The organism is Paenarthrobacter sp. NPDC057981 (assembly GCF_042886835.1).
GTDB lineage: Bacteria > Actinomycetota > Actinomycetes > Actinomycetales > Micrococcaceae > Arthrobacter.
Window position 1 is genome coordinate 16,142 of the sequence record NZ_JBHVQI010000015.1, and the last position, 23,815, is coordinate 39,956.

Sequence of the window (23,815 nt, forward strand, 5' to 3'; positions counted from 1 at the left end):
CGGTACTGGGCACTGCCCGCGTAGGCATTGCTCACGCGGAGCGAAGCGCCCTGTCACTCATGGAGCGGGATCCCCGTCCAACGGCCAAGGTGCCGGACTGCACGATTTCACGGATGCCGAATGGCTCGAGCACTGACAGGAGTGCGGCGAGCTTCTCGGGGGTACCGGTTGCCTCGATCACCAACGAGTCTGTGGACACGTCGACGACGGCGGCACGGAACAGGTCTGCAGCCTGGGTAACCTGCAGACGTGTCGCGGCATCCGCACGTACCTTGACCAGGATGTGGTCGCGTTGTACGGAAGATTCAGAAGTCAGTTCAACAATCTTGATCACGTTGACCAACTTGTTGAGCTGCTTGGTGACCTGCTCGATCAAGTCGCCGTCGGCGTCGACGACCACTGTCATGCGGGACATGCCGGGGACCTCGGTAGGTCCCACAGCCAGGGAGTTGATGTTGAACGCACGCCGGGCAAAGAGGCTGGCCACGCGGGTCAGCACGCCGGGCTTGTCTTCTACCAGAACGGACAGTGTGTGACGGGTCATGCCTAGTCCTCTTCTTCCCATTCCGGGGTCATGTTGCGGGCAACCTGGATCTGGTCATTACTGACGCCTGCGGGCACCATCGGCCAAACCATCGAGTTGGGGCTCACCACGAAGTCGATCACCACGGGGCGGTCGTTGATTTCGAGGGCCTTCTGGATGGTGGCGTCGATGTCTTCGTCACGCTCGCACCGCAACGCAGCGCAGCCGTAGGCATCTGCCAGCTTGACGAAGTCCGGAATGCGGATGGTGTCATGGCCGGTGTTCAGGTCCGTGTTGGAGTAGCGGCCTTCATAGAACAGGGTCTGCCATTGGCGGACCATGCCCAACGAAGAGTTGTTGATGATGGCTACCTTGATGGGGATGTTGTTGATGGCGCAGGTGGCCAGTTCCTGGTTGGTCATCTGGAAACAGCCGTCACCATCAATGGCCCAGACCACGCGGTCCGGCTCGCCGACCTTGGCGCCCATGGCGGCAGGTACGGAATAACCCATGGTGCCTGCTCCACCCGAGTTCAGCCAGGCGTGGGGGCGCTCGTACTTGATGAACTGGGCAGCCCACATCTGGTGCTGGCCCACTCCCGCAACGTAGATGCCTTCAGGTCCGGTCAGCTCACCGATGCGCTTGATCACGCGCTGGGGGGCGCTCAGGCCGTCTTCAGGCTCGGTCCAGCCCAGCGGGTAGGTGTCCCGCAGGTTACCCAGGAAGGCCCACCAGGAGTCGAGGTCCGGTGCACCGCTCAGTTCGAACTGCGTCTTTACGGCCTCGGTGAGTTCCGGGATGATTTCCTTGACCGATCCCACAATGGGGACATCCGCCGTCCGGTTCTTGGAGATTTCGGCGGGGTCGATGTCAGCGTGGATGACCTTTGCAAAGGGCGCGAAGGTCTTCAGGACACCGGTGACGCGGTCATCGAACCGGGCGCCGAGAGTGATCAACAGATCAGCCTGCTGAAGGGCGGTAACGGCCGAAACCGACCCATGCATGCCGGGCATGCCAACGTGCTGCGGGTGGGAGTCGGGGAACGCACCACGGGCCATGAGCGTGGTGACCACAGGAGCACCGGTTGCCAGAGCGAGCTCCATGAGCTCTGCGGATGCGTGGCCCTTGACGACGCCGCCACCAACGTACAGGACAGGCTTGCTGGAGGCAGCGATCAGCTTGGCTGCCTCACGTACCTGCTTGTTGTGGCCGCGGACCACGGGTCGGTATCCAGGCAGGTCCACTTTCGGGGGCCAGGAAAACGTCATCTGGCCCACCTGGGCGTCCTTGGCGATGTCCACCAGGACGGGGCCGGGCCGGCCGGTGGAGGCCAGGTGGAAGGCCTCGGCCATGACATGCGGGATGTCGTTGGGGTCGGTCACCAGGAACGAGTGCTTGGTGATGGGCATGGTGATACCCACGATGTCGGCTTCCTGGAAGGCATCGGTGCCGATGACTCCACTGGATACCTGGCCGGTGATGGCCACCATCGGCACAGAGTCCATGTGGGCATCCATGATGGCGGTAACGAGGTTGGTGGCACCGGGACCCGAGGTGGCGATGCAAACGCCAACCCGTCCGGTAACCATGGCGTAGCCTTGCGCGGCGTGGCCGGCTCCCTGTTCGTGACGGACCAGGATGTGATTCATGCTGGAGGCCATCAAGGGGTCGTAGGTGGGCAGGATCGCGCCACCGGGCAAACCGAAAATATCGTCGACGCCGAGTTCTTCGAGCGAACGGACAATTGCTTGCGAGCCGGTCATCACCGTTGGGGGTACAACGTTGTTCGGCCCAAGTACAGGAGAGAGAGGTGCAGCAGCGTCGACGACGACGGCCTCAGCCGTACGGTCGACCTTTTCCGGAGCCTTGGGGGCTCCAGCGGACTTTGCAGCCATCAGCGAGGGGCTGATCGGCGATCCTTTGCTCATCGGACTCTTCCTTAGTGGATCTACAAATGGTGGGTCTTGCAAATAAAAAAACCCCTCAGCCTTCCGGCTCTTCGAGGGGTTTGCGCGTGACGGTTCGTTACCAGTCGGGCTAAGCCACGCGCTTGGTAAGGACGACGACGCCGACGGTAACGAATGTGATCATGCGTTCAGTGTTCCCTCAAAGTGAGATACGTGTCAATTGAGCACCATCGTATCTCACTATTTGGACAGCGATGTCCGCCTGCCGGACTCCGCCCCTCTGGCAGGGCGGAGTCACTGACAGGAAATTATCCGCAGTAGGCCCCCGTGGAGGCACTGTGGACGAGCTTTGCGTACTTGGCCAGGACGCCCTTGGTGAACTTTGCCGGCAGCGGCTGCCAGCCCTCTTTGCGGGACTCGAGTTCGGCTTCATCCACCAGGAGGTCGAACGAACGGGCAGCGATGTCGACGCGGATGCGGTCACCGTCCCGCACAAAGGCGATGGGACCGCCGTCGACCGCTTCGGGCGCGACGTGACCGATGCACAAACCTGTGGTGCCCCCGGAGAAGCGGCCGTCGGTCAGAAGCAGGACATCCTTTCCAAGCCCGGCACCCTTGATGGCGCCGGTGATGGCAAGCATCTCGCGCATGCCCGGTCCGCCCTTGGGTCCTTCGTAACGGATAACCACCACATCGCCCTTGTGGATCTCGCCATTGTCCAGGGCATCCAGGGCACCCTGCTCGCGCTCGAACACGCGGGCGGTGCCCTCAAAGACGTCGGCGTCGAAGCCGGCAGTCTTCACGACGGCGCCTTCCGGAGCCATGGAACCGTGAAGGATGGTGATGCCGCCGGTCTTGTGGATCGGGTTGTCCAGAGCACGGAGGATCTTGCCGTCCAGGTCCGGCGGGTTGATGGACGCGAGGTTCTCAGCGAGGGTCTTTCCCGTCACGGTGAGGCAGTCGCCATGCAGCAGGCCGGCGTCGAGCAGTGCCTTCATGATGACCGGCACGCCACCGATCTTGTCGACGTCGGTCATGACGTAGCGGCCGAAAGGCTTCAGGTCGCCCAGGTGCGGGATCCTGTCGCCGATGCGGTTGAAGTCGTCCAGCGTCAGTTCCACGTTCGCCTCGCGGGCGATGGCCAGAAGGTGGAGCACTGCGTTGGTGGAGCCACCGAAGGCCATGGTGACCGCAATGGCATTCTCGAAGGCCTTCTTGGTCATGATGTCGCGGGCCGTGATGCCCAGGCGGAGCAGGTTCACCACCGCTTCGCCGGACTTGCGTGCGAAATCATCACGACGGCGGTCTGCCGACGGCGGCGCGGCAGACCCGGGAAGGGACATGCCAAGTGCCTCTCCGATGCAGGCCATGGTGTTGGCGGTGTACATGCCGCCGCAGGCACCTTCACCCGGACAGATGGCCTTTTCGATGCGGGTGAGGTCCTCCATGCTCATTTTGCCCGCTGCACAGGCTCCGACCGCTTCGAAAGCGTCAATGAGGGTGACCTCCTTTTCCGAGCCGTCCTCAAGCTTGACCCAACCGGGCATGATCGATCCGGCGTAGAGAAAGACCGAAGCGAGGTCCAGGCGGGCAGCGGCCATGAGCATCCCCGGAAGGGACTTGTCACAGCCGGCCAACAGCACGGAGCCGTCAATGCGTTCTGCCTGCATGACGGTTTCCACGGAGTCGGCAATGACTTCGCGGGAGACGAGCGAGAAGTGCATGCCCTCGTGGCCCATGGAAATTCCGTCGGACACGGAGATGGTGCCGAACTGCATCGGGAAGCCGCCGCCTGCGTGAACGCCTTCCTTGGCGCCCTGCGCAAGACGGTTAAGTGAGAGGTTGCAGGGGGTGATTTCATTCCACGAACTCGCCACGCCGATTTGGGGTTTGGCAAAGTCGTCATCGCCCATGCCGACGGCCCTGAACATGCCGCGGGCAGGAGCGGCGTGGATGCCATCGGTGACGGCCCGGCTGCGGGGTTTGATGTCCGGCGCGTTCTCTGGAGCAGTGCTGGTGTCGGTCATGGTCCAAAGTCTATGTGCACGAGGCGCCCCCAGGCCTTGTTCCCCGCCGGGTTAAGCAGCATCGGCCCAATATTGCGGGATGGCGGCGGGAGTTTCGCCCTGCGGGCTCACTTCCGGGCGGGCGCGTCATCCAACTCCCTGGCAATCCCGGCGGCCTCTGCTTTGAGCATCTCCAGGACTGCGGCGATGGTGGACCGGGCAGCAACCTCCTGCCGCGCCAGGGCAACGATGCTCCTGCTCGCCTTCACGCCTGTCAAAGGCCGAAGGACAAGCCCCCTGCGGGCATTGGCCCGCGCCGTATAGCGGGGCAGAAGGCAGATTCCGTGACCAGCCACCACAAGCGCTTCAAGCACCCTCAGGTCCGGGTACCGTTGGCCCCGCGAGGCCTGCCTTCCCGCGTGGACTTCTATTTGGCGAAGAACGGCGTCGAAAGGAAATCCCTCCGGAACGCCGATCCACGGATGGCCCACCACGTCCTCAGGAGTCAGCCGCTCTTTGGCTGCCAGAGGATGTCCGGCAGGCATGGCGACGTCGAGGGCTTCCTCCAACAGCGGTATTACCGCGAGTGAGCGCTTGGCGAAAACCCCGGGCCCGTCGACGCTGTGCGCCAGCACGATGTCGTAGTCGGCCACCAACGGAGCGAAGTGCGCCGTGCCCGGATCCTCGAAATGGGCATCGAAGCCCAGCCCCTGAACGGCAGCGACGCGACGCAGCATTCCCGGCAGCAGCATCTCGGCGGCACTGGGAAAGAAGGCCGCTGAAACTTGGGTCTGCCAGCCCTGCCGATAGCTGTCCACTGTGGACTCTGCCCGGGCCATGGCCGCGGCGATTTCCGCCGCAGCGGCCGCCATGGCCTGCCCGGCTTCGGTGAGTTGCACTCCCCTGCCGACCTTCTCCACCAGGCTCACGCCCAATTCCGCCTGCAGGGTCTTCAACTGCTGCGAAACGGCGGAGGCAGTGACATTCAAGGCATCTGCGGTGGCACCCACACTTTGGCGGTCCGCCAACTCGCGCAGAATCTGCAGCCTTTTGAAGTCCATGCAGCCAGAGTAGGTGACTCGACGAAAATTCCCTCCAAAGTAATTTCCACCCGCCCCTTTACTAAGCAGTCTGACAAATTTCGGGACCGGCCGCCCAAACGCTGGACAGCCCATTAGCAGGCACGTAACGTCGGAAATACCACGTACTGCACCCCTGTGAGCAGAAGGGCATCCGCCATGGATTGGTTAATTTGGGTCATTGTCATTGTTTTGATCGTCGCGATTGTTTGGTGGCTCATGAGTCGCAACAAAGCCTCGAATTCCGCCGGAAGCCAAGCTCCCGCTGCAATGGAGCCAACCAATACCGGGACAGTACCGGATCCGGGTGCGGTGACCGCAGGGGTAGCAGGACTCGCCGGAGTGACCAACCTGGGCAAAGCGGCCGCTGAGGGCAGCGGCCCCACCGGCGACGAACCTGCCCGCGAGGAAGCGGCCGTTCCTGAGCCAGCACGGGACGAACGGGACGTTGAGCCGGAGCCGGCTGCCGATCCAGTTCCGCAGTCCGGGGCGTCCTCGACTCCAGGCCTGACGGTCGAGGAACCCGTCGTTGCTCCCCCCGTTGTCGAGGAACCAGTGGTCGCTGAACCGGTGGTGGACACGGAGGCGAAACTGCACTCAGCCGACGCCGGCGACGTTGATGCCGGCGATGTGGACGACTGGCAAGCCGCTCCTACCGCGGATGACGTCACGCGGGCTGAGGACACCAGGACCGACGACGCCGCTGCCGACACCAGGGCGGCCGACACCGCAAAGGCAAACGAGGCGGCCGACAAGGCCGAATGGGAATCCTCGTGGACGGACTCTGCAGGCGCTCCCGTCCACCATCATGAATACACCGATCCGCACTCCCCCACCCTGCCCGGCGCCGAGACGGCCGCAGCAGAGGACTCAGACCCCTCCGGTGACCCTGCGGCTTCCTCCGGCGACCCTGCGGCACTGTCCGGACACCTCGCAGCCGAAGAACCCTACGGAACAGGCTCCTCCAGCACCCCGCGCGACAACCACCCCGTCAAGGCGACTGCGGCCACCATGACGTATCACGATGAGGACGCCACGGATTACGACGACGTCGAAGCGGACGTATGGTTCATCTCGGCGGCACACGCTGAGGCAGCCGGTTTCCGGCCGCCGCGGCGAAGCAGGCACTGAGCCGGGTTACAGGTCACGCCAGCCGCACGCGCAAGGTTATGGGCAAGCAGACGCTCCCGGGCGGACACGGGGTAGCGGGAAAGCTGATGGCCGCCTTCGCGGTTGCCGTGACGATAGCACTGTCCGGATGCACAGGAAGTCCTTCGTCCCCCGGCACTGCTGCGACTCCAAACCCGGCCGCTTCCGGGACCGTCAGTCCCGCAAGCGGTCAGGCGTCGCAGGCATCTCCGGGGTCGCTCGAACTTATCGAAAAGCTCGACGCCGGCCTGCAGCTGCCATGGTCCGTTGTGTTCCTGCCGGACGGCACTGCCTTGGTATCGGAGCGCGATTCGGCGAACGTCGTGGCGATCAGGGACGGCAAGGCAGTTGTACTCGGCAAGGTGTCCGACGTCGTTCCCGGCGGAGAAGGCGGCTTGCTGGGCCTGGCATTGTCACCATCCTTCGCCGTTGACCGGCAACTGTATGCCTACTTCACGGCGGCAAATGACAATCGGGTTGCAAGGATGCAGGTCACCGATGGCGCATCAGGAGTGCTCGTCCTCGGTGCACCGGAGGTCATCTTCCAAGGCATCCCGAAGGCATCCACCCACAACGGCGGACGCATCCGTTTCGGGCCGGACGGAATGCTCTATGTCGGCACCGGAGACTCCCAGCGGCGTGAGCAACCGCAGGACAAGGGAGCCTTGGGCGGCAAGATCCTCCGCCTCACCCCGGAAGGAAGGCCGGCGCCCGGCAACCCCTTCGGGAATAACCCCGTGTACAGCTACGGACACAGGAACGTCCAAGGACTGGCATGGGACAGCGCAGGCAGGCTCTGGGCGAGTGAGTTTGGACCGGATGTTGATGATGAGCTGAATCTGATCACGCCGGGAGGCAACTATGGATGGCCCCAGGTGACAGGGGCGCCCGGCAGGGACGGCCTCATCGATGCGAAAGTCGTTTGGCCATCGACGTCCCAGTCCTCCCCGAGCGGACTGGAAATCGTGGACGGAGTGGCTTATACGGGCGCCCTGCGCGGGCAGCGTCTCTGGTCGGTACCCTTGAAAGACGAAACAGCCGGCACTCCTGTGGCTTATTTCACAGGCGAATACGGTCGCCTGCGGGACGTGGCCCGGGCCCCGAATGGTGATCTATGGGTGCTCAGCAACAACCAAAACCCTGACTTTGCGCTGATTTTGCGGGTCGGGTCCTGAGACGGGACCGCCACGCCGGGCCGATTTCACACTTCGGACCAAGTCGTGTAGAGTTACATGTCGTTGCGGAGATCGCCGGGGAAAGAAAAGCCCCACGGTGGATCGAAATCAACAGCTGCACCTCTAGCTCAACTGGCAGAGCAATTGACTCTTAATCAATGGGTTCCGGGTTCGAGTCCCGGGGGGTGCACCATTGAAAGGCCCTGGAGTGATCACACTCCAGGGCCTTTTGTTTTCCCCAAGGAATGAAATCCCTGGCAGTCCACTGGGTGTGGTTTTGAACCAGCGAATTGTGGTGTAGAGTTATTTGTCGTTGCGGAGGTCAACAAGGAATACGAATTCCCTGAAAGACCGAAACAATAGCTGCACCTCTAGCTCAACTGGCAGAGCAATTGACTCTTAATCAATGGGTTCCGGGTTCGAGTCCCGGGGGGTGCACCACCGCAAAAGGCTCCGGATCGTAACCACGATCCGGAGCCTTTTGGCTTTTGCCCGGCAGGAATTCCCGGACGGGAAACCTGCCAGGCTGCCTTCTACATCACGCTTGCTGAATGTCGGTTTCGACCCCGGAAGATTCCTTTTCCGGGGCGGGCAAGCCAGCAAGCCCCCGGACAACAATCCTGAGTTCCTCACGCAACCTGGCCGTGTCCACAGCGACGGGCGACAACACTTCCTGTTCAAGCTTCACAGCTTCAGCAAGGGCTGCACTGCCTGCCTCCGTCAAGGTAACAACGTGGCTCCTGCGATCGGAGTCGCTGCGCTGGCGGGTAACATGCCCGTGCAGCTCAAGCCGCGCAAGGGTGGTTCCCATGGTTTGGGCCTTAACCCGTGCAACCTCGGCCAAAGCCGCCTGCGTAATTGCACCCTTGGCTGCAAGTACTTGCATGGCAATGACACCGGCGTGCGTAAGGCCGATGGACTTCAATTTTTCGTTCCACGAGATTTCCACCAAGCGCGCAGCTGTCGAAAGCAATCGGGTAGTGGGCCATCTCTCCATATCTGGCATGCCGACAGTATATGCGCGCAAGGGCCGCAGACGCGGCTTCTGCGGTCTAAAATGGGAAACCGCGACTGAAACCAAGGAGCATATTTTGGCTGAACGACTTATCCCGGGCGACGCCGCACCGGACTTCACCCTGCAGGACGCCACGGGCAAAGGCGTCAGTTTGTCCGACTTCCGTGGCCGTAAAACCATCGTCTATTTCTACCCGGCGGCCTCAACGCCTGGCTGCACGAAGGAAGCATGCGACTTCCGCGACACGTTGGGCTCCTTGCAGGCGGCCGGCTATGAAGTAGTAGGGATCTCACCCGATCCCGTGGAGGCCCTGGCCAAGTTCGCATCGGAGGAAGAACTCACCTTCCCGCTGTTGTCCGACGAAGAACACGCCGTGGCCGATGCCTTCGGGGCATGGGGGGAAAAGAAGAATTACGGCCGGACCTACCAGGGACTGATCCGTTCCACCATTGTGGTTGACCCTGACGGAAAGGTCTCCTTGGCCCAGTACAACGTCCGCGCCACCGGCCATGTGGCCAAGCTGCGCCGGGACCTCAAGCTGGACAAGTAGCGGGTACACTTGAGGCCGTATACGGCACCGGCTGCATAAGCCGCGTGCCAGCCAGCGCGAGTGGTGAAATTGGCAGACACGCAGGATTTAGGTTCCTGTGCCTTCGGGCGTGGGGGTTCAAGTCCCCCCTTGCGCACAGCATGAAACACCGTGGCTTTGAGCCATAAGGAGCCCCCGGCTGCGCACCTGCAGATCCGGGGGTTTTCCGTGTCGGCTGGGTGCTTGGTTAGCTGGAAAAGCGCTGGGAGGCGCATTCAGGACGTTCAACTAGACTGGAACGCGGTCTGGCCTAAGTCGGCCACGGCATTCACACCGGCTTGAGGGGACAAGAGTGGCAAGCAGCACAATGCGGAGCCTGACCGTGCAGTGGCTCAGGGCAGGTTCCGTCTTTGCCGTTTTGGCGTTGACGGCCTGCACCGGAACGCCTGGTCCGGCTCCGTCGTCGTCGGCCAGCAGCACTCCTGCCGCCGAGCCCACTGCCACGTTCAACTTCGGCACCGGCTCGATGCCCTTGGGCCTGGACCCGGCCATGACGGCCGACTCCGAGTCCTACCGCGTCACCCGCCAGGTCCTCGAAGGGCTGGTCGGCGTTGACGGATCAACCGGTGAAACAACTCCCCTGCTGGCCACCGAGTGGAAGGACAGCAACAACGGGCTGACCTATGACTTCACGCTCCGGCCCAAAGTCACCTTCCACGACGGAACACCCTTCGACTCCGCCGCAGTCTGTGCCAACTTCAACCGCTGGTTCAGCTTCCCTGCCGACCTCCGCAAGCAGGCGCCGGGGATCTCGTTCCAGGGCGTCTTCAAGGCCTACTCGGATGAACCGGTCTTTTCCATCTTCAAGGACTGCAAAGTGGTTTCGCCCACGGATGTGCAGATTAACCTGACGCGGCCGTTCACGGGTTTCCTGCAGGCCCTGACGCTCCCGGCCTTCGCCATGTCCTCGCCCGCGGCCCTCGAATCCCAGCGCGCCAACGTCCTTGACCAGACACGGAACGGGTTGGCTGTTTCGGCCTACGCCAGCCACCCGGTCGGGACCGGCCCGTACCAGTTTGGAACCTGGGACGAGAACAAGATCACCCTTCAAAGCTACAAAGGCTACTGGGGCAACAGGGGCCAGATAGCCACCATCAACTTCATTCCGTTTGATCACGCCGAAACGCGGCAACAGGCCCTCCTGGACGGAAAAATCGACGCTTATGACCTGGTGACGCCTGCCACTTTCGACCAGCTGGTCAAAAAGGGTGTCCAGATCATCCAGCGGGACCCGTTCTCGGTCATGTACTTGGGAATCAACCAGGCTGTAGCCCCCCTGGACAAGCTTGAGGTCCGCCAGGCCATTGAGATGGCTGTGGATAAGGAATCATTGATCCGCAAGTTCTTCATCGACAACACGGCCCAGGCTTCCCAGTTCGTGCCGCCAAAGCTCAGTGGCTTCAACAACAACGCTCCTTCGCTGGGCTACAACCCCGACAAAGCCAAGCAGCTGCTGGAAAAGGCCGGGTATAAAGGCGAGGAGCTGAAGTTCTACTACCCGCTCAATGGCACGCGGGCGTACATGCCAACTCCGGAGAAGATCTACGCCGAAATCAGCCGCCAGCTAGTGGCAGTGGGCTTCAACATCAAACCAGTGCCCATCGACTGGGAAAACGGCTACCTGCAAAAGGTCCAGTCCGCCGGTGACCGTGGCCTGCACCTGCTCGGATGGAACGGCTCGTATGCCGATGCCGACAACTTCCTGGGGCCGCTGTTCGGCGAAACCCGGGCCGAGTTCGGCTATACGGACTCGGAAGTCTTCCACAAAATCGAGCGGGCCCGCGCCATGCCCAACGGCGATGAGCGCAATGCCCAGTACCAGGCCATCAATGCCGAGATCGCGGCCTCCGTCCCGGCAGTACCCATTGCCTTTCCCATCTCGGCCCTGGCGTTGTCCAACAAGGTGGAAAGGTACCCGGCCTCACCGGTCCTCAACGAAGTTTTCACGAACGTCCGCTTAAAGTCTTGACGAACCCCCACAATTTCAGTATTGGGTCTGCGCGGGGATATTCTGTGACAGCCAGTGCCGCCGCTAACGGAGATTGATCGTGACCTTCATTTCCAAGACTCAACATGCCGACGTCGTCCTTATTGGCGGCGGAATCATGAGTGCCACCCTTGGTGCGTTCATCAAGCAACTTGAACCCACCTGGACCATCTCCCTGTTCGAACGACTCGACGAAGCAGGGCTCGAGAGCTCTGGACCGTGGAACAACGCCGGCACCGGACACGCTGCCCTGTGTGAGCTTAACTACTCCCCCGCAGCCAAGGACGGCTCCGTGGACCCTTCAAAGGCGCTCCACATCAACGAGCAGTTCCAGCTCTCCCGCCAGTTCTGGTCCCACTTGGTGGACAGCAACGTAATCGGCTCCCCCAAGGGCTTCATCAACACCGTTCCGCACATGAGCTTCGTCATTGGCGATGACCACGCGAAATTCCTCAAAACCCGGTACGAGGCCCTCAAGCCCAACACGCTCTTCCGCAGCATGGAGTACACCGAGGACCAGGACCAGATCGCAAAGTGGGCGCCCCTGATCGTCAAGGGCCGCGACCGTAAGCAGCGCGTTGCCGCCACCCGCGCAGCGGAAGGCACCGACGTCGACTTCGGCGCCCTGACCCGTGAGCTGACCGGCTACCTGCAAAGCAGCGGCGCCGAGGTCAACTACGGCCACGACGTCACCAATATCAACCGTGCGGCCGGCGGCGGCTGGGACCTGAACATCAAGCACGCCAAGTCCGGCGAACACGGCCGCATCCATGCCAAGTTCGTTTTCGTTGGCGCCGGCGGCGGCGCGCTCCACCTCCTGCAGGCCTCAGGCATCCCGGAAAGCAAGGGCTACGGCGGCTTCCCGGTCTCGGGCCAGTTCTTCCGCTGCACCGATGAAGCCATCACGTCCCAGCACAGCGCCAAGGTCTACGGCCAGGCTTCCGTGGGCGCTCCGCCCATGTCCGTCCCCCACCTGGACACCAGGTTTGTTGACGGCAAGCGTTCGCTCCTCTTTGGCCCGTACGCCGGATTCTCCACCAACTTCCTGAAGACCTCCAGCTACCTGGACCTTCCCTTGTCCATTCGGCCGAGCAACATCATCCCAATGCTGGCAGTGGCCAAGGACAACATGGACCTCACGGCCTACCTCATCAAGGAGGTTGCCAAGCGGCACGAGGCCAAGGTGGAGTCCCTGCGCGAGTACTACCCAGAGGCTGTGGGCAGCAACTGGGAACTCATCACCGCCGGGCAGCGCGTGCAAATTATCAAGAAGCACCCGCAAAAGGGTGGCGTCCTGCAGTTCGGCACCGAAGTCATCGCGTCCCGCGACGGCTCCATCGGTGCCCTGCTGGGTGCTTCGCCCGGAGCATCCACGGCTGTGCCGATCATGATCGAACTCCTGCAGAAGTCCTTCCCCAAGAACTTCAAGGGCTGGCAATCCAAGCTCAAGGACATGATGCCGGGCTATGGAGTCAAGCTCAACGAGAATCCGGACCTTGCTGCCGAACTGGAAGCCAGCACAGCCAGGTCCCTTCAACTGGAAGTGGCCAGCGCCGTCCAAAGCTAGGCCATACCGGGGCTGCGGCCGGTTCCCGTCAGACGAATCGTTTCGTAGACCACAGGAGTCGATGCAATGTTCCGCCTGGCCAAGCTCTCCCTGGGAAACCGGGCTCTGATCGCGCTGATCACCGTCTTTGCGGCGGTGTTCGGCGTGATCACCATGGGGTCTTTGAAGCAGGAACTCATTCCATCCATCGAGTTCCCCCAGATCACCGTTGTCACCTCCATGCCAGGCGCCTCCCCCGAGGTGGTGGACAAGCAGCTGAGCCGGCCCCTTGAGACCGCGCTGAACAGTGTGGAAGGACTTGAATCAACCTCGTCCACTTCACGCAACGGCGTCTCGCAGATCACCATGGTGTTCACCTATGGTTCCAATCTTGACCGGGCACGCAACCAGATCGACCGGGCCATTTCCAACGCCAAACGCCTGTTGCCCGCCAACGTCGAACCGCAGTCGATCGCGGGAAACATCAGTGACTTCCCGATCGTCTACCTGGCCGTATCTTCGGACAAGCCACTGAGCGAACTCAACGCGGACCTCCTGCGGCTCAGCGTTCCCCGCCTCCAAAAGATCGACGGCGTTCGTGGCGCCGATGTGACCGGCGGCGCCAGCCAGCACATCCTCATCAAGCCCCGCCAGGCAGATCTCGCAGCGACTGGCGCCTCCGTCCAATCCATCAGTGGCGCCCTGAAGAACAACGGAACCCTGGTTCCCGTTGGCACCATTGAGGACCAGGGCAAGACGTTGTCCCTGCAGCTTGGCAGTCCCGTGGACTCCCTGGACGTCATCAAGGGACTGCCTCTGGCGGGAACCAGCAAAGCGGCCACCATCGGAGCCGTGGCCGAGGTCAGCATCCAGGACGACGCCGCCACCTCCATCACGCGCACCAACGGAAAACCGACGCTGGCGCTGTCCGTCACCAAGAAGCCCGACGGCGACACTGTCGCGATCTCCCATGCTGTCCGTGATGCCATCGGACCGATGCAGGAGGAACTGGGCAACAACGCGACTTTCACGCCTGTTTTCGACCAGGCCCCCTTCATTGAGAAATCCATCAAGGACCTCACCACTGAAGGCCTCCTCGGTTTGGGTTTCGCAGTGGCCGTCATCCTGGTTTTCCTCATGTCCGTCCGCTCCACCTTGGTCACGGCCGTGTCCATCCCGTTGTCCCTGCTGATAACGTTCATCGGCATCTCGGCTACAGGCTATTCGTTGAATATCCTGACCCTGGGAGCCCTCACCATAGCCATCGGCCGCGTGGTGGACGATTCGATCGTGGTCATCGAGAACATCAAGCGGCACCTCAGTTACGGCGAAGCCAAGCTGACGGCCATCCTGACGTCCATCCGTGAGGTCGCAGGAGCCATCACTGCCTCGACGCTTACAACTGTGGCCGTGTTCCTGCCGATCGCGTTCGTAGGCGACCTCGCAGGTGAACTCTTCCGTCCCTTCGCGTTGACGGTGACCATAGCGCTGTTGTCCTCGCTCCTGGTTTCCCTGACCATCGTCCCGGTCCTGGCCTATTGGTTCCTGTCGTCCCCCGCCAAGGGTGCTGTTTCGGCTGCCTCCGTCGGGGAAACAGCGGAAAAGGCCCGTGAGGCGGAGCAACGGAGCCGACTCCAGCGCGGCTACCTTCCCATCCTGACAAAAACGCAAAAGCATCCGGTCATCACGTTGTCCGCAGCGGCCGTGATCCTCGTGGCCACCGTCGCCGTTGCCCCGCTGCTGAACACGGACCTCCTTGGCCGCTCGGGTGAGAACAGCATGACTGTCCGGCAGGTCCTTCCTGCCGGCACCAGCCTGCAGGCCACCAGCGACGAGGCAACAAAGGTGGAGGACTCCCTGAAGGGAATCCAGGGCATCAAGGATGTCCAGGTCACCTCCGGCAACGCCCAGACCGGCTTTGCGGCCCTGACATCGACCGGTTCATCAAACTCCACCTTCACGATCGTCACTGACGAGAAGGTCAACCAAGGCAAGCTCCAGGACGAAGTCCGCAGCAAGCTGTCAGGGGCTGCCGGCAAGATTACGGTTGGCTCCCAGCAAGGTGGCTTCGGTACGTCCTCAACAGTGGACATCACCATCAAGGCCGCCAACTCGTCCGACCTCAAAACCGCCAGCGATGCCATGGTCAAGGCCATGGACGGTGTTCCCGGCAGCACGGAGGTCGCGACGAACCTGGCGTCCACGCAGTCCGTGGTCCAGGTGCGCGTCGACCGCGCCAAAGCTGTAGCCGCGGGCTTGACGGAAGATCAAGTGGGTGCGTTCCTGGCCTCCACCGTCAGCCCGATCCCAGCTGGTACCGTCCGGATCGACACCGACGACTATCCTGTCCAGATCGGCGAAGGAACCCGTTTCACCAGCATCGCTGCCGTCAAAGCGCTCCAGCTTCCCACGGCCAGGGGCGGGGTCGCGCTCGAGACCATTGCAGCCGTCGAACAAGTGGACGTTCCTGTTTCCATCACGAGCAGCAACGGCCAGCGCACAGCGCGGGTGACCGTCACGCCGTCGGGCTCCAACCTCGGCAGTGTCAGCAGCGCCGTGCAGGAGCGACTGAAGTCCGTACAGTTGCCTGCCGGAGTCACCGCAACCATTGGCGGGGCCACCACCCAGCAGGCGGAGTCCTTCCGCCAGCTGGGCCTGGCCCTCCTGGCGGCGATCGCCATCGTTTACGTGATCATGGTGGCTGCTTTTAAGTCCCTCATCCAGCCCCTGATCCTGTTGGTCTCGGTGCCCTTTGCAGCGACCGGCGCCGTCGGCCTCCTCCTGCTGACCGGCGTTCCGCTGGGCCTCCCGTCGCTGATCGGCATGCTGATGTTGGTGGGTATCGTCGTCACCAACGCCATCGTCCTGATCGATCTCATCAACCAGTACAGGAAGCCGCACGAGGGCCGCCCGGGCATGAGCGTCTCCGATGCCATCACCCACGGCGCCCGGCAGCGTCTGCGCCCCATCCTGATGACCGCCCTGGCCACGGTATTTGCCCTGACGCCCATGGCGTTGGGACTGACCGGTGGTGGCGGCTTCATTTCGCAGCCGCTGGCGATCGTGGTGATCGGCGGGCTGGTCTCTTCCACCGCCCTGACGTTGGTGCTGGTTCCCGTGCTCTACAAACTCGTGGAAGGGCGCCGGGAGAAGAAACAGCTCCTGAAGGACTTGCAGGAAAAGCCAACACCGGCCCCGGGGAGCAATGGCCAGGGATCCAGTGGCGCTGAGGAGTTCCAGGACTGGACCACAGGCATGATTCCTCGGGTCAAGGGCCGCCGCGCCGCCCACAATCCGGGCGAGTAGACACACAACAAACCTCGAAGCAGGGCCGGGAACATTTCCCGGCCCTGCTCTGTTGCAGGCACTGATACATGCAAATGCATCTAGTTTGAGGTACACTGTTTACAGAGCCCGGCACCACGGGCAGGGAGAAAGGCACATCATGCAGATCGGCGTATTCAGCGTCAGCGATATCACGACTGACCCCACAACGGGCCGCACGCCCACCGAGAACGAACGCATCAAGGCGTCCGTTGCCATCGCCAAGAAGGTCGAAGAGATCGGCATGGATGTCTACGCTTTGGGCGAGCACCACAACCGGCCGTTCTTCTCTTCCTCCCCCACCACCACGCTGGCCTACATCGCGGCGCAGACCGAGCGCATCACGCTCTCCACTGCCACTACGCTGATCACCACGAACGACCCCGTCAAGATCGCCGAAGACTTCGCCATGCTTCAGCACCTCTCGGACGGCCGCGTTGACCTGGTCCTCGGACGAGGCAACACAGCCCCCGTATACCCCTGGTTCGGCAAGAACATCCAGGACGGCATCGAACTGGCGATCGAAAACTACAGTTTGCTCCGCAAGCTGTGGGACGAGGACACGGTCAACTGGTCGGGCAAGTTCCGCACGCCGCTGCAGAACTTCACGTCCACGCCGAGGCCGCTCGACGACGTCGCGCCTTTTGTCTGGCACGGTTCCATCCGCACTCCGCAGATCGCCGAAGTGGCTGCGTACTACGGTGACGGTTTCTTCGCCAACAACATCTTCTGGCCGAAGGAGCACTACCAGCAGCTGATCGGCCTCTACCGCGAGCGCTACGAGCACTACGGACACGGCAAGGCCGACCAAGCGATCGTGGGCCTCGGTGGTCAGTTCTTCATGAGGAAGAACTCACAGGACGCCGTGAAGGAATTCCGCCCCTACTTCGACAATGCCCCGGTGTACGGCCACGGCCCGTCACTCGAGGACTTTACCTCGCAGACGCCACTGACCGTTGGCAGCCCGCAGGAGGTTATCGAGAAGACCCTCACCTTCCGTGAGTTTTTCGGCGACTACCAGCGCCAGTTGTTCCTGATCGACCACGCCGGGCTTCCCCTGAAGACCGTCCTGGAGCAGCTGGACCTCTTCGGCGAGGAAGTCCTGCCCGTCCTGCGCAAGGAATACGCCGCCATGAAGCCCGCCCACGTGCCGGACGCCCCCACCCACGCTTCCCGCGTGGCAGCCGCACTGGAGGCCAAGGTCAGCGAATCAGCAGCGGCAGGTGCTGCGGGCCAGGACGCCTGATGTCCACGCCATCGGCCTCATCTGCCGTTCGCCTCGCCGCCGAAACCTGGGAGTCCTTGTTCCGCTCCCAGGTGGCGGTGATGCGGAAGCTTCAGTCCGGGCCGGCCTTCAAAGCACTGCCCGTCAAGGAGTACGACGTCCTGTTCACCTTGTCCCGGTGCCCTTCCGGACAGCTTCGCCTGAACGAGATCAACGACAAGGTACTGCTGAGCCAGTCCAGCCTGAGCCGTTTGGTTGACCGTCTGGAGAAGCGCGGACTGGTGGAGCGCACAACCGCTCCCGACGACGGTCGCGGGGTCCTGCTGGCCCTCACCGAAGCCGGAAGCGAACTGCAGAAAACCATCGGGCGCGAACATGTTCGCGACATCGCCACGCTGGTGGCACCCGCCCTCACGGCGGACGAGCAGCGGGAGCTGCTGCGCCTGACGGAGAAGCTCCGCGCGTCCGTGGCCGGACACTAGCGCAGGGTGACGAGCTCCCGGTGGTTCTCCGCCGGGAGCTCTCCATTGACTGAAGCACTGACCTTGAGGGTCTTCAGCGAGAGGCTTCCGCCCACTGTGGAGAGGAACGCCGTATCGGAAGAATCCCGCCCGGTGGTGATGCGGACCATGGATTCGCGGGGCGCCAGGCCGGTGGGGTCGATGATCCGCCATGAACCGTCAACGTACGCCTCGGCGACGGCATGGAAGTCCATGGGGGTCAGTCCCGGCGCATAAACGGCCGCCAGGCGTGCAGGGACATCCTTTGATCTCAGCAGCGCAATGGCGAGGTGGGCAAAATCCCTGCATACTCCCCTGCGGTGGAGCAGCGTTTCCACGGCTCCGTCCGTTCCCCGCGAGGAACCGCTGACGTAACGGAGTTCACCATGGACCCAGTCACGGACGGCGTGGAGCAGCTCTTCACCGTTAAGGGTGCCGAACTCGGCGTAGGAGGTGGGCAACAGCCGATCGGATTCGGCATAGCGGCTGGGCCTGACGCACCGGATTAGTTCCATCGGGGTAGATGTATCGGGCAACGCGTGGCCGTGGATGGTTGCCGCGTACTCCACAGTCACCTCGCTGGGCTCGGCAAACTCAAGATAGTGGAACCGACCCCCGTGATGGTCACTGAGTTCAGCTACGGGAAGCTCCTCCCCCGCCACCGTGACCGACAGGTTCTCGGTGACCGAGTCATAGCCGGGGTTGTTGGCCACGGCAATGGCCATGGCCACCTTGGTGTTGGCTGCGGTCTTGAAAACGAGCGAGGCAGCAACGTTGCGTTCCATTGATCTCCGACACTGGGTTTGCGGCGGTCAGCCCCCATCGCCGCCAAATGTGTGAGTGAGCCAATCCGAGGACTACAGATTGACCTTCAGAGACAGTAGCATCCGCTGGACGTTGGCGAATTCAGAATCGTGGGCCACGTACTTTGCAGCGAGGTCCAAAGTGTCAAAGGATTTTGCCGGGGCGACTTTTTCGTCGGCGGCGAAGGCATGCAGAGCAAGGACGTCCCCAAAAGCAAAGTCGCCTTTTCCTGCCGGCCCCTGCACGCGGTTTGCCAGTTCACACGACTGGCCGTCGGCACCGGCCACCTTGTTGGTGATGCCGTAGGAGCCGAAGAACTTGTAGCCCTGGACTACCCGGAAGACGACGCGCGGAGCGATGGTGTCTGGTCCTTCCGAGTGCGGTACATCCAAGGGCGTGCTGCTGATCACGACGTAGGGCTTTCCTTGTCCGGCCGGGCAAGGCGCCGCAGTGGCCGGGGCCAATCCCGTCTGGAGCGTGGCGATGTACTTCCCTGCCCCGTCCTTGACCTCCACTTTCACTGCCCCGGCCAAAGAACCAGCGTCCGGGGCGGCAGACTGGGCTATCCAATCCTTGGGAAGCTCGAAGCTGACGCTCTTGGCCGGATCCGTAAAGGTTTTCCAGGAAGGGGCGGTGGGTACCGGTTCCGGGCCCTCACTTGAAGATCCCGAAGAGGCGTCCGTTCCGCTCGAAGCAGCCGAAGATGAGGGCTGACCAGTGTCGCTGCCGGGACTCGTCGTCGTGATTTCCGGGGTGCCTGTCCCCGATTCGGAACTGTTGGGACTCGACGACGCCGTGGAGGTCACCTGGGGACCTTTGTTCTCCGACGAGCAGCCCGCCGTGCCGGTCACCAGGCAACCCGCCAAGACAGCCACAGCAAGTTTCAGCGGTATACCTTCGAGGTTCCTCGTGCCGGCCATGAGCACAGCCTAGCGGTGGGGAGGCCACGACACGCACAGGACTAGGCTAGCTGTATGGCCCCCACCGAGCACGACGAATTCGAGGACACCCTCCCCACGATGTCCGCGGTAGATATCGCTGACTGGCGCCTGAAGACCTTCGCCCTGTACGACAGGGTGCGTCAACTCGCAGAGACGAGTCCACAGGAGGCCCACGACTACTGGCGCCAGAAGCGGGATCTTATGTTTGCCTCACATCCTGCGTCCGCCTTAACGCCGGACATGAAGGCTTCTTTTTCCGGCCTGCGGACCGCCGCGTACGATCCCGCCTACCGCTTCCACGCCGAGTTGCTCCCCGAGGGCGTGGGCCAGGAGATGAATGTCCAGACCGGCACCGACGGCGTGGTTCCCTTCACGCGGCTCGGCACCTTTGAACTGCCCGGGCTGGGTTCCCTGGCTGTGTGGCGGCTGAGGAGCTACGGCGGCGGCATCTTTGTACCCTTTCGTGACGCCACGGCAGGGAAGCCCGGCGGCAGCTACGGAGCCGGCAGGTACTTGCTGGATACGGTCAAGGGCTCGTTCCATGGCACCAGGGAAAGTGGCAGTGGACAGGAGTTCATCCTGGACTTCAACTTCGCCTACAACCCGTCCTGCGCCTACAACGAGGCCTGGGCATGCCCGCTTGCCGGACCAGCCAACCGGCTGGCCGCAGACGTTCCTGTCGGCGAGCTGTACGCAGGCTAGCCGAACAACCCGCCCGGCCCGAAGGCTGCGAGCGCCGCGACTGCGGCGACGATGGTCAGTGGTGCCACCAGCAGGCCCATCACCGCATAACCTTGCCATTTCACCAGCACGTTCATGCGCACCAGCCGGTCATGCCAGAGCAAAGTGGCCAACGACGCCCACGGCGCAATCAACGGACCGGCGTTGACCCCCACCAGCAGTGCAGCCATTCTTTCCGGCGTTCCTGCCAGCGGCTCAGCCAGGAGATAGGCCGGCAGGTTATTGACAACGTTGGATCCCAGAGCCCCGGTCAGCGCGAGCCTCAGGAGTTCGAAGAAGCCATCGCCTTGGCCTGCCACCTGGCCGAGCAACGCCGACGCGCCCAGATATTGGGTGGCCTCGACCACCAGGAAAAGCCCACAGGTGAACAGCAGAAGCGACCAGGGAATCAGCGTGATCTTCAGGACGGCCGGGCGGCGGATGATGAACAGGACGGCCAGGGCCACAGCGGCGAGGGCTGCCGGAATCCAGATGGCGATTCCCGACACCAGTGCCGGCAGCAGCAGCACCAGGACTGCTGCGCTGCCTGTCAGCAGCAGCCGGTCGGGAGCCTTTGTCTCCGTTATTGCTGCGGGACGGGAAGCATCCAGGCCGTAGCTCTTTCGCAGCTCGCGCCGGAACACCACGGCAATAAACGCCAAGGGCACCAGGATGGCCGCCAGCGAGGGTGCCCACATCAATTGCGCAAATTGTGCTGGGGTGATGCCACCCAGATTGTGCTGGGCAAGGAGGTTGGTGAGATTGGAGATCGGTAGCAGCAGACTGGCCGTGTTGGCCAGCCATACCGTTGTCAGCGCAAAGGGCAGGACCGGGAGCCCCGCCTGGCGGGCCACTGTGACAACCACCGGGGTGAGGAGGACCGCCGTCGTGTCCAGGGACAGGAAGATCGTGCTCAGGGTCGCAAACAATGCCAGCAGCAACCACAGCAGGACGCTCCGCCCGCGGCCCCAGCGGCGCAGACGGCGGGCGATCCACTGGAAGGTGCCGGCTTCACTGACGAGCTCGGTCACCACGGTCATCGCGACGACGAACGCCAAAATTGGTGCGACGCGATCTACGAGGACCATGACTTCGTGCCATGGCAGCACACCCGTAGCTACGGTCACCCCACCCGCTACAAGGAGAACCAGCCCAATTATCGCCAGACGCATGAGCAGGATTCTAAGCCCCGCACCTGACGGGATTCCCGCGCGGCGCGGGGATAGCGTCACGGTATCGTAAGCAATGGCCCTCCCCTTGGGTTTCCGCGATGCCTAGCCTTGAATCATGAACAGACTCCGGAGGTCGATCCGGTCCCACAAGGCCGTCGCTGCCGCGGCGGGAGTGATGGTCCTCGCGTCTCTTGTGCTTGGGGCCTTCCTGTTTCAGCCGTGGCGGCTTTTTACCAGCAGCAGCCTGGACGAAGCCCTGCCGGTTGCCACGGCGTCGAGGGTTACCACGCCGGGGGTCACCACGCCGGGGCAAGCATCACCTGATTCAACCGCGCCACGCAGCGGACCCACCTTGGTGGACGGGCCGCTTGTTGTGCGAACGGGCATGTTCCAGTCACAGGAACACCCGACCACCGGTACGGCACAGGTGCTCAAACTCCCGGATGGAAGCCATGTGCTCCGCCTGGAAGATCTGGCCAGCAGTGACGGTCCCGACGTCAAAGTGTGGCTGAGCAGTTTGGAGGCCGGTGGCGATTGGTACAAGTACCGCTCCGGACGCTACGTGGACCTGGGGGCCGTTAAGGCCACACACGGCAACCAGAACTACGCCATCCCGGCGGGAACGGACCTCACAGACCTGGCCTCGGTGGTCCTGTGGTGTGATCGCTTCAGCGTGGCATTCGGATCGGCCCCACTCGCCTAGTGCCTTGCGCGGCCCGCTCTGCGCGTCATGGACGAACCATGGGACGTAAAGCGGGCCTCGCAAGGCGTGGGAGGACGTAGGATGTCATCATGACTTCCCCGCTTCCCCATCGTATCGCCCGCGTCCGCCCCCTCACTCCGACCTCCCCGAACGAGCACTTTTTCGTGGCGAACGACGCCGCAGACTTCACTTCGGACGAAGGAAAGCGGTGGACGGTCATCGACTCCCCTTTCCCTTCTTCCCGTGCCAACGCCCCCAGCCCTGGGCGCGAGGGGTGGGAGCGGGGCGCAACAGTTACCGAGGACGCCTTCACGTTCCTCGCGCCATCGGTGCCGGTCAATGTCCTTGGCATGGCGCACAACACTGGACAGCCTGGCCGCGAGCTGCCGCCGCAGGCGTTCCACAAAGCGGCATCGAGCGTGGTGGGTCCGGGCGAGGCGATCGAACTCCAGGCGAACGTGGGCCATGTGGACCCCGAGGCGGAACTGACGATCGTCATAGGCCGGGCGGCGCGCGCGTTGACCCTGGAGACGGCAGCCTCGGCGATTCTCGGCTACACGATCGGCAATGATGTTTCGGCACGCGATCTCCAGAAAACCGACGAACTCTGGATCAGCGCCAAGAGCCAGGACACCTTCACCCCCGCAGGACCTTGGATCGTCACTCAGCTGGACCCCAAGGATCTGAAAATCGGCATCGTCCACAACGGCCGCGAGCTGGAGTCTGCGGGTTCGGCGGACCTCGGATGGAAAGTGGACGAGATCCTGGTCTACCTCACGTCGTTCATGACCCTCCAGCCCGGTGATCTGATCCTCACCGGATTCCCGGCCGGGACCGCCCGCATCCAGCCCGGTGACACCGTGACGTGCCGTGTGGAGGGAATCGGCGAACTCACCAACCCCGTGCGCGGCGCTGCATGGGAGGAGCTGCCTGCGTAGTGTGTCAGGCTTAAGACCATGGAGATAGCTGCGGACGCCACAGGCCTACTGCCATCTCCCCCTCAAAAACCACCCCGCAAACGGCATCGCGGCATCCTGAAGTACCCCGTAGTGAGGCAATTGATCCGCTTCAGCGGTGTCGGAGTCATCTGCACGGGAAGCTCGCTGGCCATCTACGCGCTGCTGCGTCCCTTGATCGACCCCCAATTGGCAAACGCCGTGGCCTTGATTTTGACCTCGTTGATGAACACGGCACTGAATCGGCGACTGACGTTCAAAATCACTGGAAGCAGGAAACGCACCCGGGACCACCTCAGCGGAGTCATCGTGATCGGTATCGCACTGCTCATCACCGGTGGCAGCCTGGGTGTGCTGCATCTGTTCAAGCCGGACGCCAGCGTCGCTGAGGAACTCTGGACAACAACGTTGTCCGGTTTCGTAGCCACCGCTGTCCGCTTCACCTTGCTGCGTCACTGGATTTTCCGCCGCGCGCGGCACGTTTAGCCCCTGCC

Annotated in this window: 20 protein-coding genes and 3 tRNA genes; 15 read left to right on the forward strand and 8 right to left on the reverse strand. The window is 62.6% G+C overall.

Annotated elements, in window-relative coordinates:
- Positions 1–31 precede the first annotated feature (31 nt).
- The 4 genes from ilvN to ACFVSI_RS14220 all read right to left on the reverse strand — a co-directional run bounded on the left by ilvN (position 32) and on the right by ACFVSI_RS14220 (position 5,497).
- Entirely contained in the window at positions 32–544 is a 513-nt protein-coding gene (ilvN, locus tag ACFVSI_RS14205; protein ID WP_021470923.1) for an acetolactate synthase small subunit, read from the reverse strand.
- Between the two features lie 2 nt (positions 545–546).
- The gene (locus tag ACFVSI_RS14210; protein WP_387824699.1) at positions 547–2,451 is read right to left on the reverse strand and encodes an acetolactate synthase large subunit; all 1,905 of its coding nucleotides are present in this window, start codon (positions 2,449–2,451) and stop codon (positions 547–549) included.
- A gap of 287 nt (positions 2,452–2,738) precedes the next feature.
- Positions 2,739–4,457, reverse strand: coding sequence for a dihydroxy-acid dehydratase (gene ilvD, locus ACFVSI_RS14215; protein WP_387824702.1), 1,719 nt, complete (start codon positions 4,455–4,457; stop codon positions 2,739–2,741).
- A gap of 107 nt (positions 4,458–4,564) precedes the next feature.
- Positions 4,565–5,497: a LysR family transcriptional regulator gene (locus tag ACFVSI_RS14220; protein ID WP_387824705.1), complete on the reverse strand. Its 933-nt coding sequence runs from the start codon at positions 5,495–5,497 to the stop codon at positions 4,565–4,567.
- A gap of 177 nt (positions 5,498–5,674) precedes the next feature.
- Here ACFVSI_RS14220 and ACFVSI_RS14225 point away from each other — a divergent pair, with 177 nt between their 5' ends.
- From ACFVSI_RS14225 to ACFVSI_RS14240, 4 genes are all read left to right on the forward strand, one after another.
- Entirely contained in the window at positions 5,675–6,646 is a 972-nt protein-coding gene (locus ACFVSI_RS14225) for a hypothetical protein (RefSeq protein ID WP_387824708.1), read from the forward strand.
- A gap of 38 nt (positions 6,647–6,684) precedes the next feature.
- Positions 6,685–7,839, forward strand: coding sequence for a PQQ-dependent sugar dehydrogenase (locus ACFVSI_RS14230; protein WP_387824711.1), 1,155 nt, complete (start codon positions 6,685–6,687; stop codon positions 7,837–7,839).
- A 117-nt stretch (positions 7,840–7,956) separates the two neighbouring features.
- Positions 7,957–8,032: transfer RNA gene (locus tag ACFVSI_RS14235), tRNA-Lys, on the forward strand.
- Positions 8,033–8,204: 172 nt separating this feature from the next.
- Positions 8,205–8,280 (forward strand) — tRNA-Lys (locus ACFVSI_RS14240).
- A gap of 97 nt (positions 8,281–8,377) precedes the next feature.
- Here ACFVSI_RS14240 and ACFVSI_RS14245 read toward each other — a convergent pair.
- On the reverse strand, positions 8,378–8,845 hold the full coding sequence (locus ACFVSI_RS14245; protein WP_387824714.1) for a MarR family winged helix-turn-helix transcriptional regulator: 468 nt from the start codon (positions 8,843–8,845) through the stop codon (positions 8,378–8,380).
- Between the two features lie 85 nt (positions 8,846–8,930).
- Here ACFVSI_RS14245 and bcp point away from each other — a divergent pair, with 85 nt between their 5' ends.
- The 7 genes from bcp (at position 8,931) to ACFVSI_RS14280 (ending at position 18,007) form a co-directional block, all read left to right on the forward strand.
- The gene (gene bcp, locus ACFVSI_RS14250) at positions 8,931–9,404 is read left to right on the forward strand and encodes a thioredoxin-dependent thiol peroxidase (RefSeq protein ID WP_387824717.1); all 474 of its coding nucleotides are present in this window, start codon (positions 8,931–8,933) and stop codon (positions 9,402–9,404) included.
- Between the two features lie 54 nt (positions 9,405–9,458).
- Positions 9,459–9,540, forward strand: a tRNA-Leu gene (locus tag ACFVSI_RS14255).
- A gap of 210 nt (positions 9,541–9,750) precedes the next feature.
- A complete protein-coding gene (locus tag ACFVSI_RS14260) occupies positions 9,751–11,412 on the forward strand; it encodes an ABC transporter substrate-binding protein (protein ID WP_387824921.1) in 1,662 nt (553 codons plus the stop codon).
- Between the two features lie 79 nt (positions 11,413–11,491).
- Positions 11,492–12,997, forward strand: coding sequence for a malate:quinone oxidoreductase (locus ACFVSI_RS14265; protein WP_387824720.1), 1,506 nt, complete (start codon positions 11,492–11,494; stop codon positions 12,995–12,997).
- A 66-nt stretch (positions 12,998–13,063) separates the two neighbouring features.
- Entirely contained in the window at positions 13,064–16,282 is a 3,219-nt protein-coding gene (locus tag ACFVSI_RS14270) for an efflux RND transporter permease subunit (protein WP_387824723.1), read from the forward strand.
- 139 nt (positions 16,283–16,421) lie between these two features.
- Positions 16,422–17,546, forward strand: coding sequence for an LLM class flavin-dependent oxidoreductase (locus ACFVSI_RS14275; RefSeq protein WP_144659928.1), 1,125 nt, complete (start codon positions 16,422–16,424; stop codon positions 17,544–17,546).
- Complete coding sequence (locus tag ACFVSI_RS14280) at positions 17,546–18,007, forward strand: MarR family winged helix-turn-helix transcriptional regulator (RefSeq protein WP_387824727.1); 462 nt, start codon at positions 17,546–17,548, stop codon at positions 18,005–18,007. The genes ACFVSI_RS14275 and ACFVSI_RS14280 overlap by 1 nt, the downstream gene beginning before the upstream one ends.
- Here the strand turns inward: ACFVSI_RS14280 and ACFVSI_RS14285 are convergent.
- The gene (locus tag ACFVSI_RS14285; protein ID WP_387824730.1) at positions 18,004–18,810 is read right to left on the reverse strand and encodes a transglutaminase family protein; all 807 of its coding nucleotides are present in this window, start codon (positions 18,808–18,810) and stop codon (positions 18,004–18,006) included. The genes ACFVSI_RS14280 and ACFVSI_RS14285 overlap by 4 nt on opposite strands.
- 72 nt (positions 18,811–18,882) lie before the next feature.
- Positions 18,883–19,749, reverse strand: coding sequence for a hypothetical protein (locus tag ACFVSI_RS14290; RefSeq protein WP_387824733.1), 867 nt, complete (start codon positions 19,747–19,749; stop codon positions 18,883–18,885).
- A gap of 54 nt (positions 19,750–19,803) precedes the next feature.
- Here ACFVSI_RS14290 and ACFVSI_RS14295 point away from each other — a divergent pair, with 54 nt between their 5' ends.
- On the forward strand, positions 19,804–20,472 hold the full coding sequence (locus tag ACFVSI_RS14295) for a DUF1684 domain-containing protein (protein WP_387824736.1): 669 nt from the start codon (positions 19,804–19,806) through the stop codon (positions 20,470–20,472).
- Here ACFVSI_RS14295 and ACFVSI_RS14300 read toward each other — a convergent pair.
- Positions 20,469–21,662: an SLC13 family permease gene (locus ACFVSI_RS14300; protein ID WP_387824739.1), complete on the reverse strand. Its 1,194-nt coding sequence runs from the start codon at positions 21,660–21,662 to the stop codon at positions 20,469–20,471. The two genes, ACFVSI_RS14295 and ACFVSI_RS14300, sit on opposite strands and share 4 nt — an antisense overlap.
- Positions 21,663–21,777: 115 nt before the next feature.
- On the opposite strand from ACFVSI_RS14300, the gene ACFVSI_RS14305 reads away from it, so the two are divergent.
- The 3 genes from ACFVSI_RS14305 to ACFVSI_RS14315 all read left to right on the forward strand — a co-directional run bounded on the left by ACFVSI_RS14305 (position 21,778) and on the right by ACFVSI_RS14315 (position 23,807).
- Positions 21,778–22,365 carry a DM13 domain-containing protein gene (locus tag ACFVSI_RS14305; protein ID WP_387824742.1) on the forward strand — a complete coding sequence of 196 codons (588 nt, stop codon included), beginning with the start codon at positions 21,778–21,780 and terminating at the stop codon, positions 22,363–22,365.
- An 89-nt stretch (positions 22,366–22,454) separates the two neighbouring features.
- Positions 22,455–23,303, forward strand: a complete 849-nt coding sequence (locus ACFVSI_RS14310; RefSeq protein WP_387824745.1) for a fumarylacetoacetate hydrolase family protein — start codon at positions 22,455–22,457, stop codon at positions 23,301–23,303.
- An 18-nt stretch (positions 23,304–23,321) separates the two neighbouring features.
- Positions 23,322–23,807, forward strand: a complete 486-nt coding sequence (locus ACFVSI_RS14315; RefSeq protein WP_387824748.1) for a GtrA family protein — start codon at positions 23,322–23,324, stop codon at positions 23,805–23,807.
- Positions 23,808–23,815: the final 8 nt, after the last annotated feature.

Bases quoted from the DNA above. Each gene is read 5' to 3' on its own strand.
- ACFVSI_RS14305 (WP_387824742.1), top strand. From the start codon at position 21,778: ATGAACAGACTCCGGAGGTCGATCCGGTCCCACAAGGCCGTCGCTGCC.
- ilvN (WP_021470923.1), bottom strand. From the start codon at position 544: ATGACCCGTCACACACTGTCCGTTCTGGTAGAAGACAAGCCCGGCGTG.
- ACFVSI_RS14290 (WP_387824733.1), bottom strand. From the start codon at position 19,749: ATGGCCGGCACGAGGAACCTCGAAGGTATACCGCTGAAACTTGCTGTG.
- ACFVSI_RS14270 (WP_387824723.1), top strand. From the start codon at position 13,064: ATGTTCCGCCTGGCCAAGCTCTCCCTGGGAAACCGGGCTCTGATCGCG.
- ACFVSI_RS14285 (WP_387824730.1), bottom strand. From the start codon at position 18,810: ATGGAACGCAACGTTGCTGCCTCGCTCGTTTTCAAGACCGCAGCCAAC.
- ACFVSI_RS14220 (WP_387824705.1), bottom strand. From the start codon at position 5,497: ATGGACTTCAAAAGGCTGCAGATTCTGCGCGAGTTGGCGGACCGCCAA.
- ACFVSI_RS14315 (WP_387824748.1), top strand. From the start codon at position 23,322: ATGGAGATAGCTGCGGACGCCACAGGCCTACTGCCATCTCCCCCTCAA.
- ACFVSI_RS14245 (WP_387824714.1), bottom strand. From the start codon at position 8,845: ATGCCAGATATGGAGAGATGGCCCACTACCCGATTGCTTTCGACAGCT.
- ACFVSI_RS14260 (WP_387824921.1), top strand. From the start codon at position 9,751: ATGCGGAGCCTGACCGTGCAGTGGCTCAGGGCAGGTTCCGTCTTTGCC.
- ACFVSI_RS14295 (WP_387824736.1), top strand. From the start codon at position 19,804: ATGGCCCCCACCGAGCACGACGAATTCGAGGACACCCTCCCCACGATG.
- ACFVSI_RS14310 (WP_387824745.1), top strand. From the start codon at position 22,455: ATGACTTCCCCGCTTCCCCATCGTATCGCCCGCGTCCGCCCCCTCACT.
- ACFVSI_RS14280 (WP_387824727.1), top strand. From the start codon at position 17,546: ATGTCCACGCCATCGGCCTCATCTGCCGTTCGCCTCGCCGCCGAAACC.
- ACFVSI_RS14230 (WP_387824711.1), top strand. From the start codon at position 6,685: ATGGGCAAGCAGACGCTCCCGGGCGGACACGGGGTAGCGGGAAAGCTG.
- ACFVSI_RS14275 (WP_144659928.1), top strand. From the start codon at position 16,422: ATGCAGATCGGCGTATTCAGCGTCAGCGATATCACGACTGACCCCACA.
- ACFVSI_RS14225 (WP_387824708.1), top strand. From the start codon at position 5,675: ATGGATTGGTTAATTTGGGTCATTGTCATTGTTTTGATCGTCGCGATT.
- ACFVSI_RS14300 (WP_387824739.1), bottom strand. From the start codon at position 21,662: ATGCGTCTGGCGATAATTGGGCTGGTTCTCCTTGTAGCGGGTGGGGTG.
- ACFVSI_RS14210 (WP_387824699.1), bottom strand. From the start codon at position 2,451: ATGAGCAAAGGATCGCCGATCAGCCCCTCGCTGATGGCTGCAAAGTCC.
- ilvD (WP_387824702.1), bottom strand. From the start codon at position 4,457: ATGACCGACACCAGCACTGCTCCAGAGAACGCGCCGGACATCAAACCC.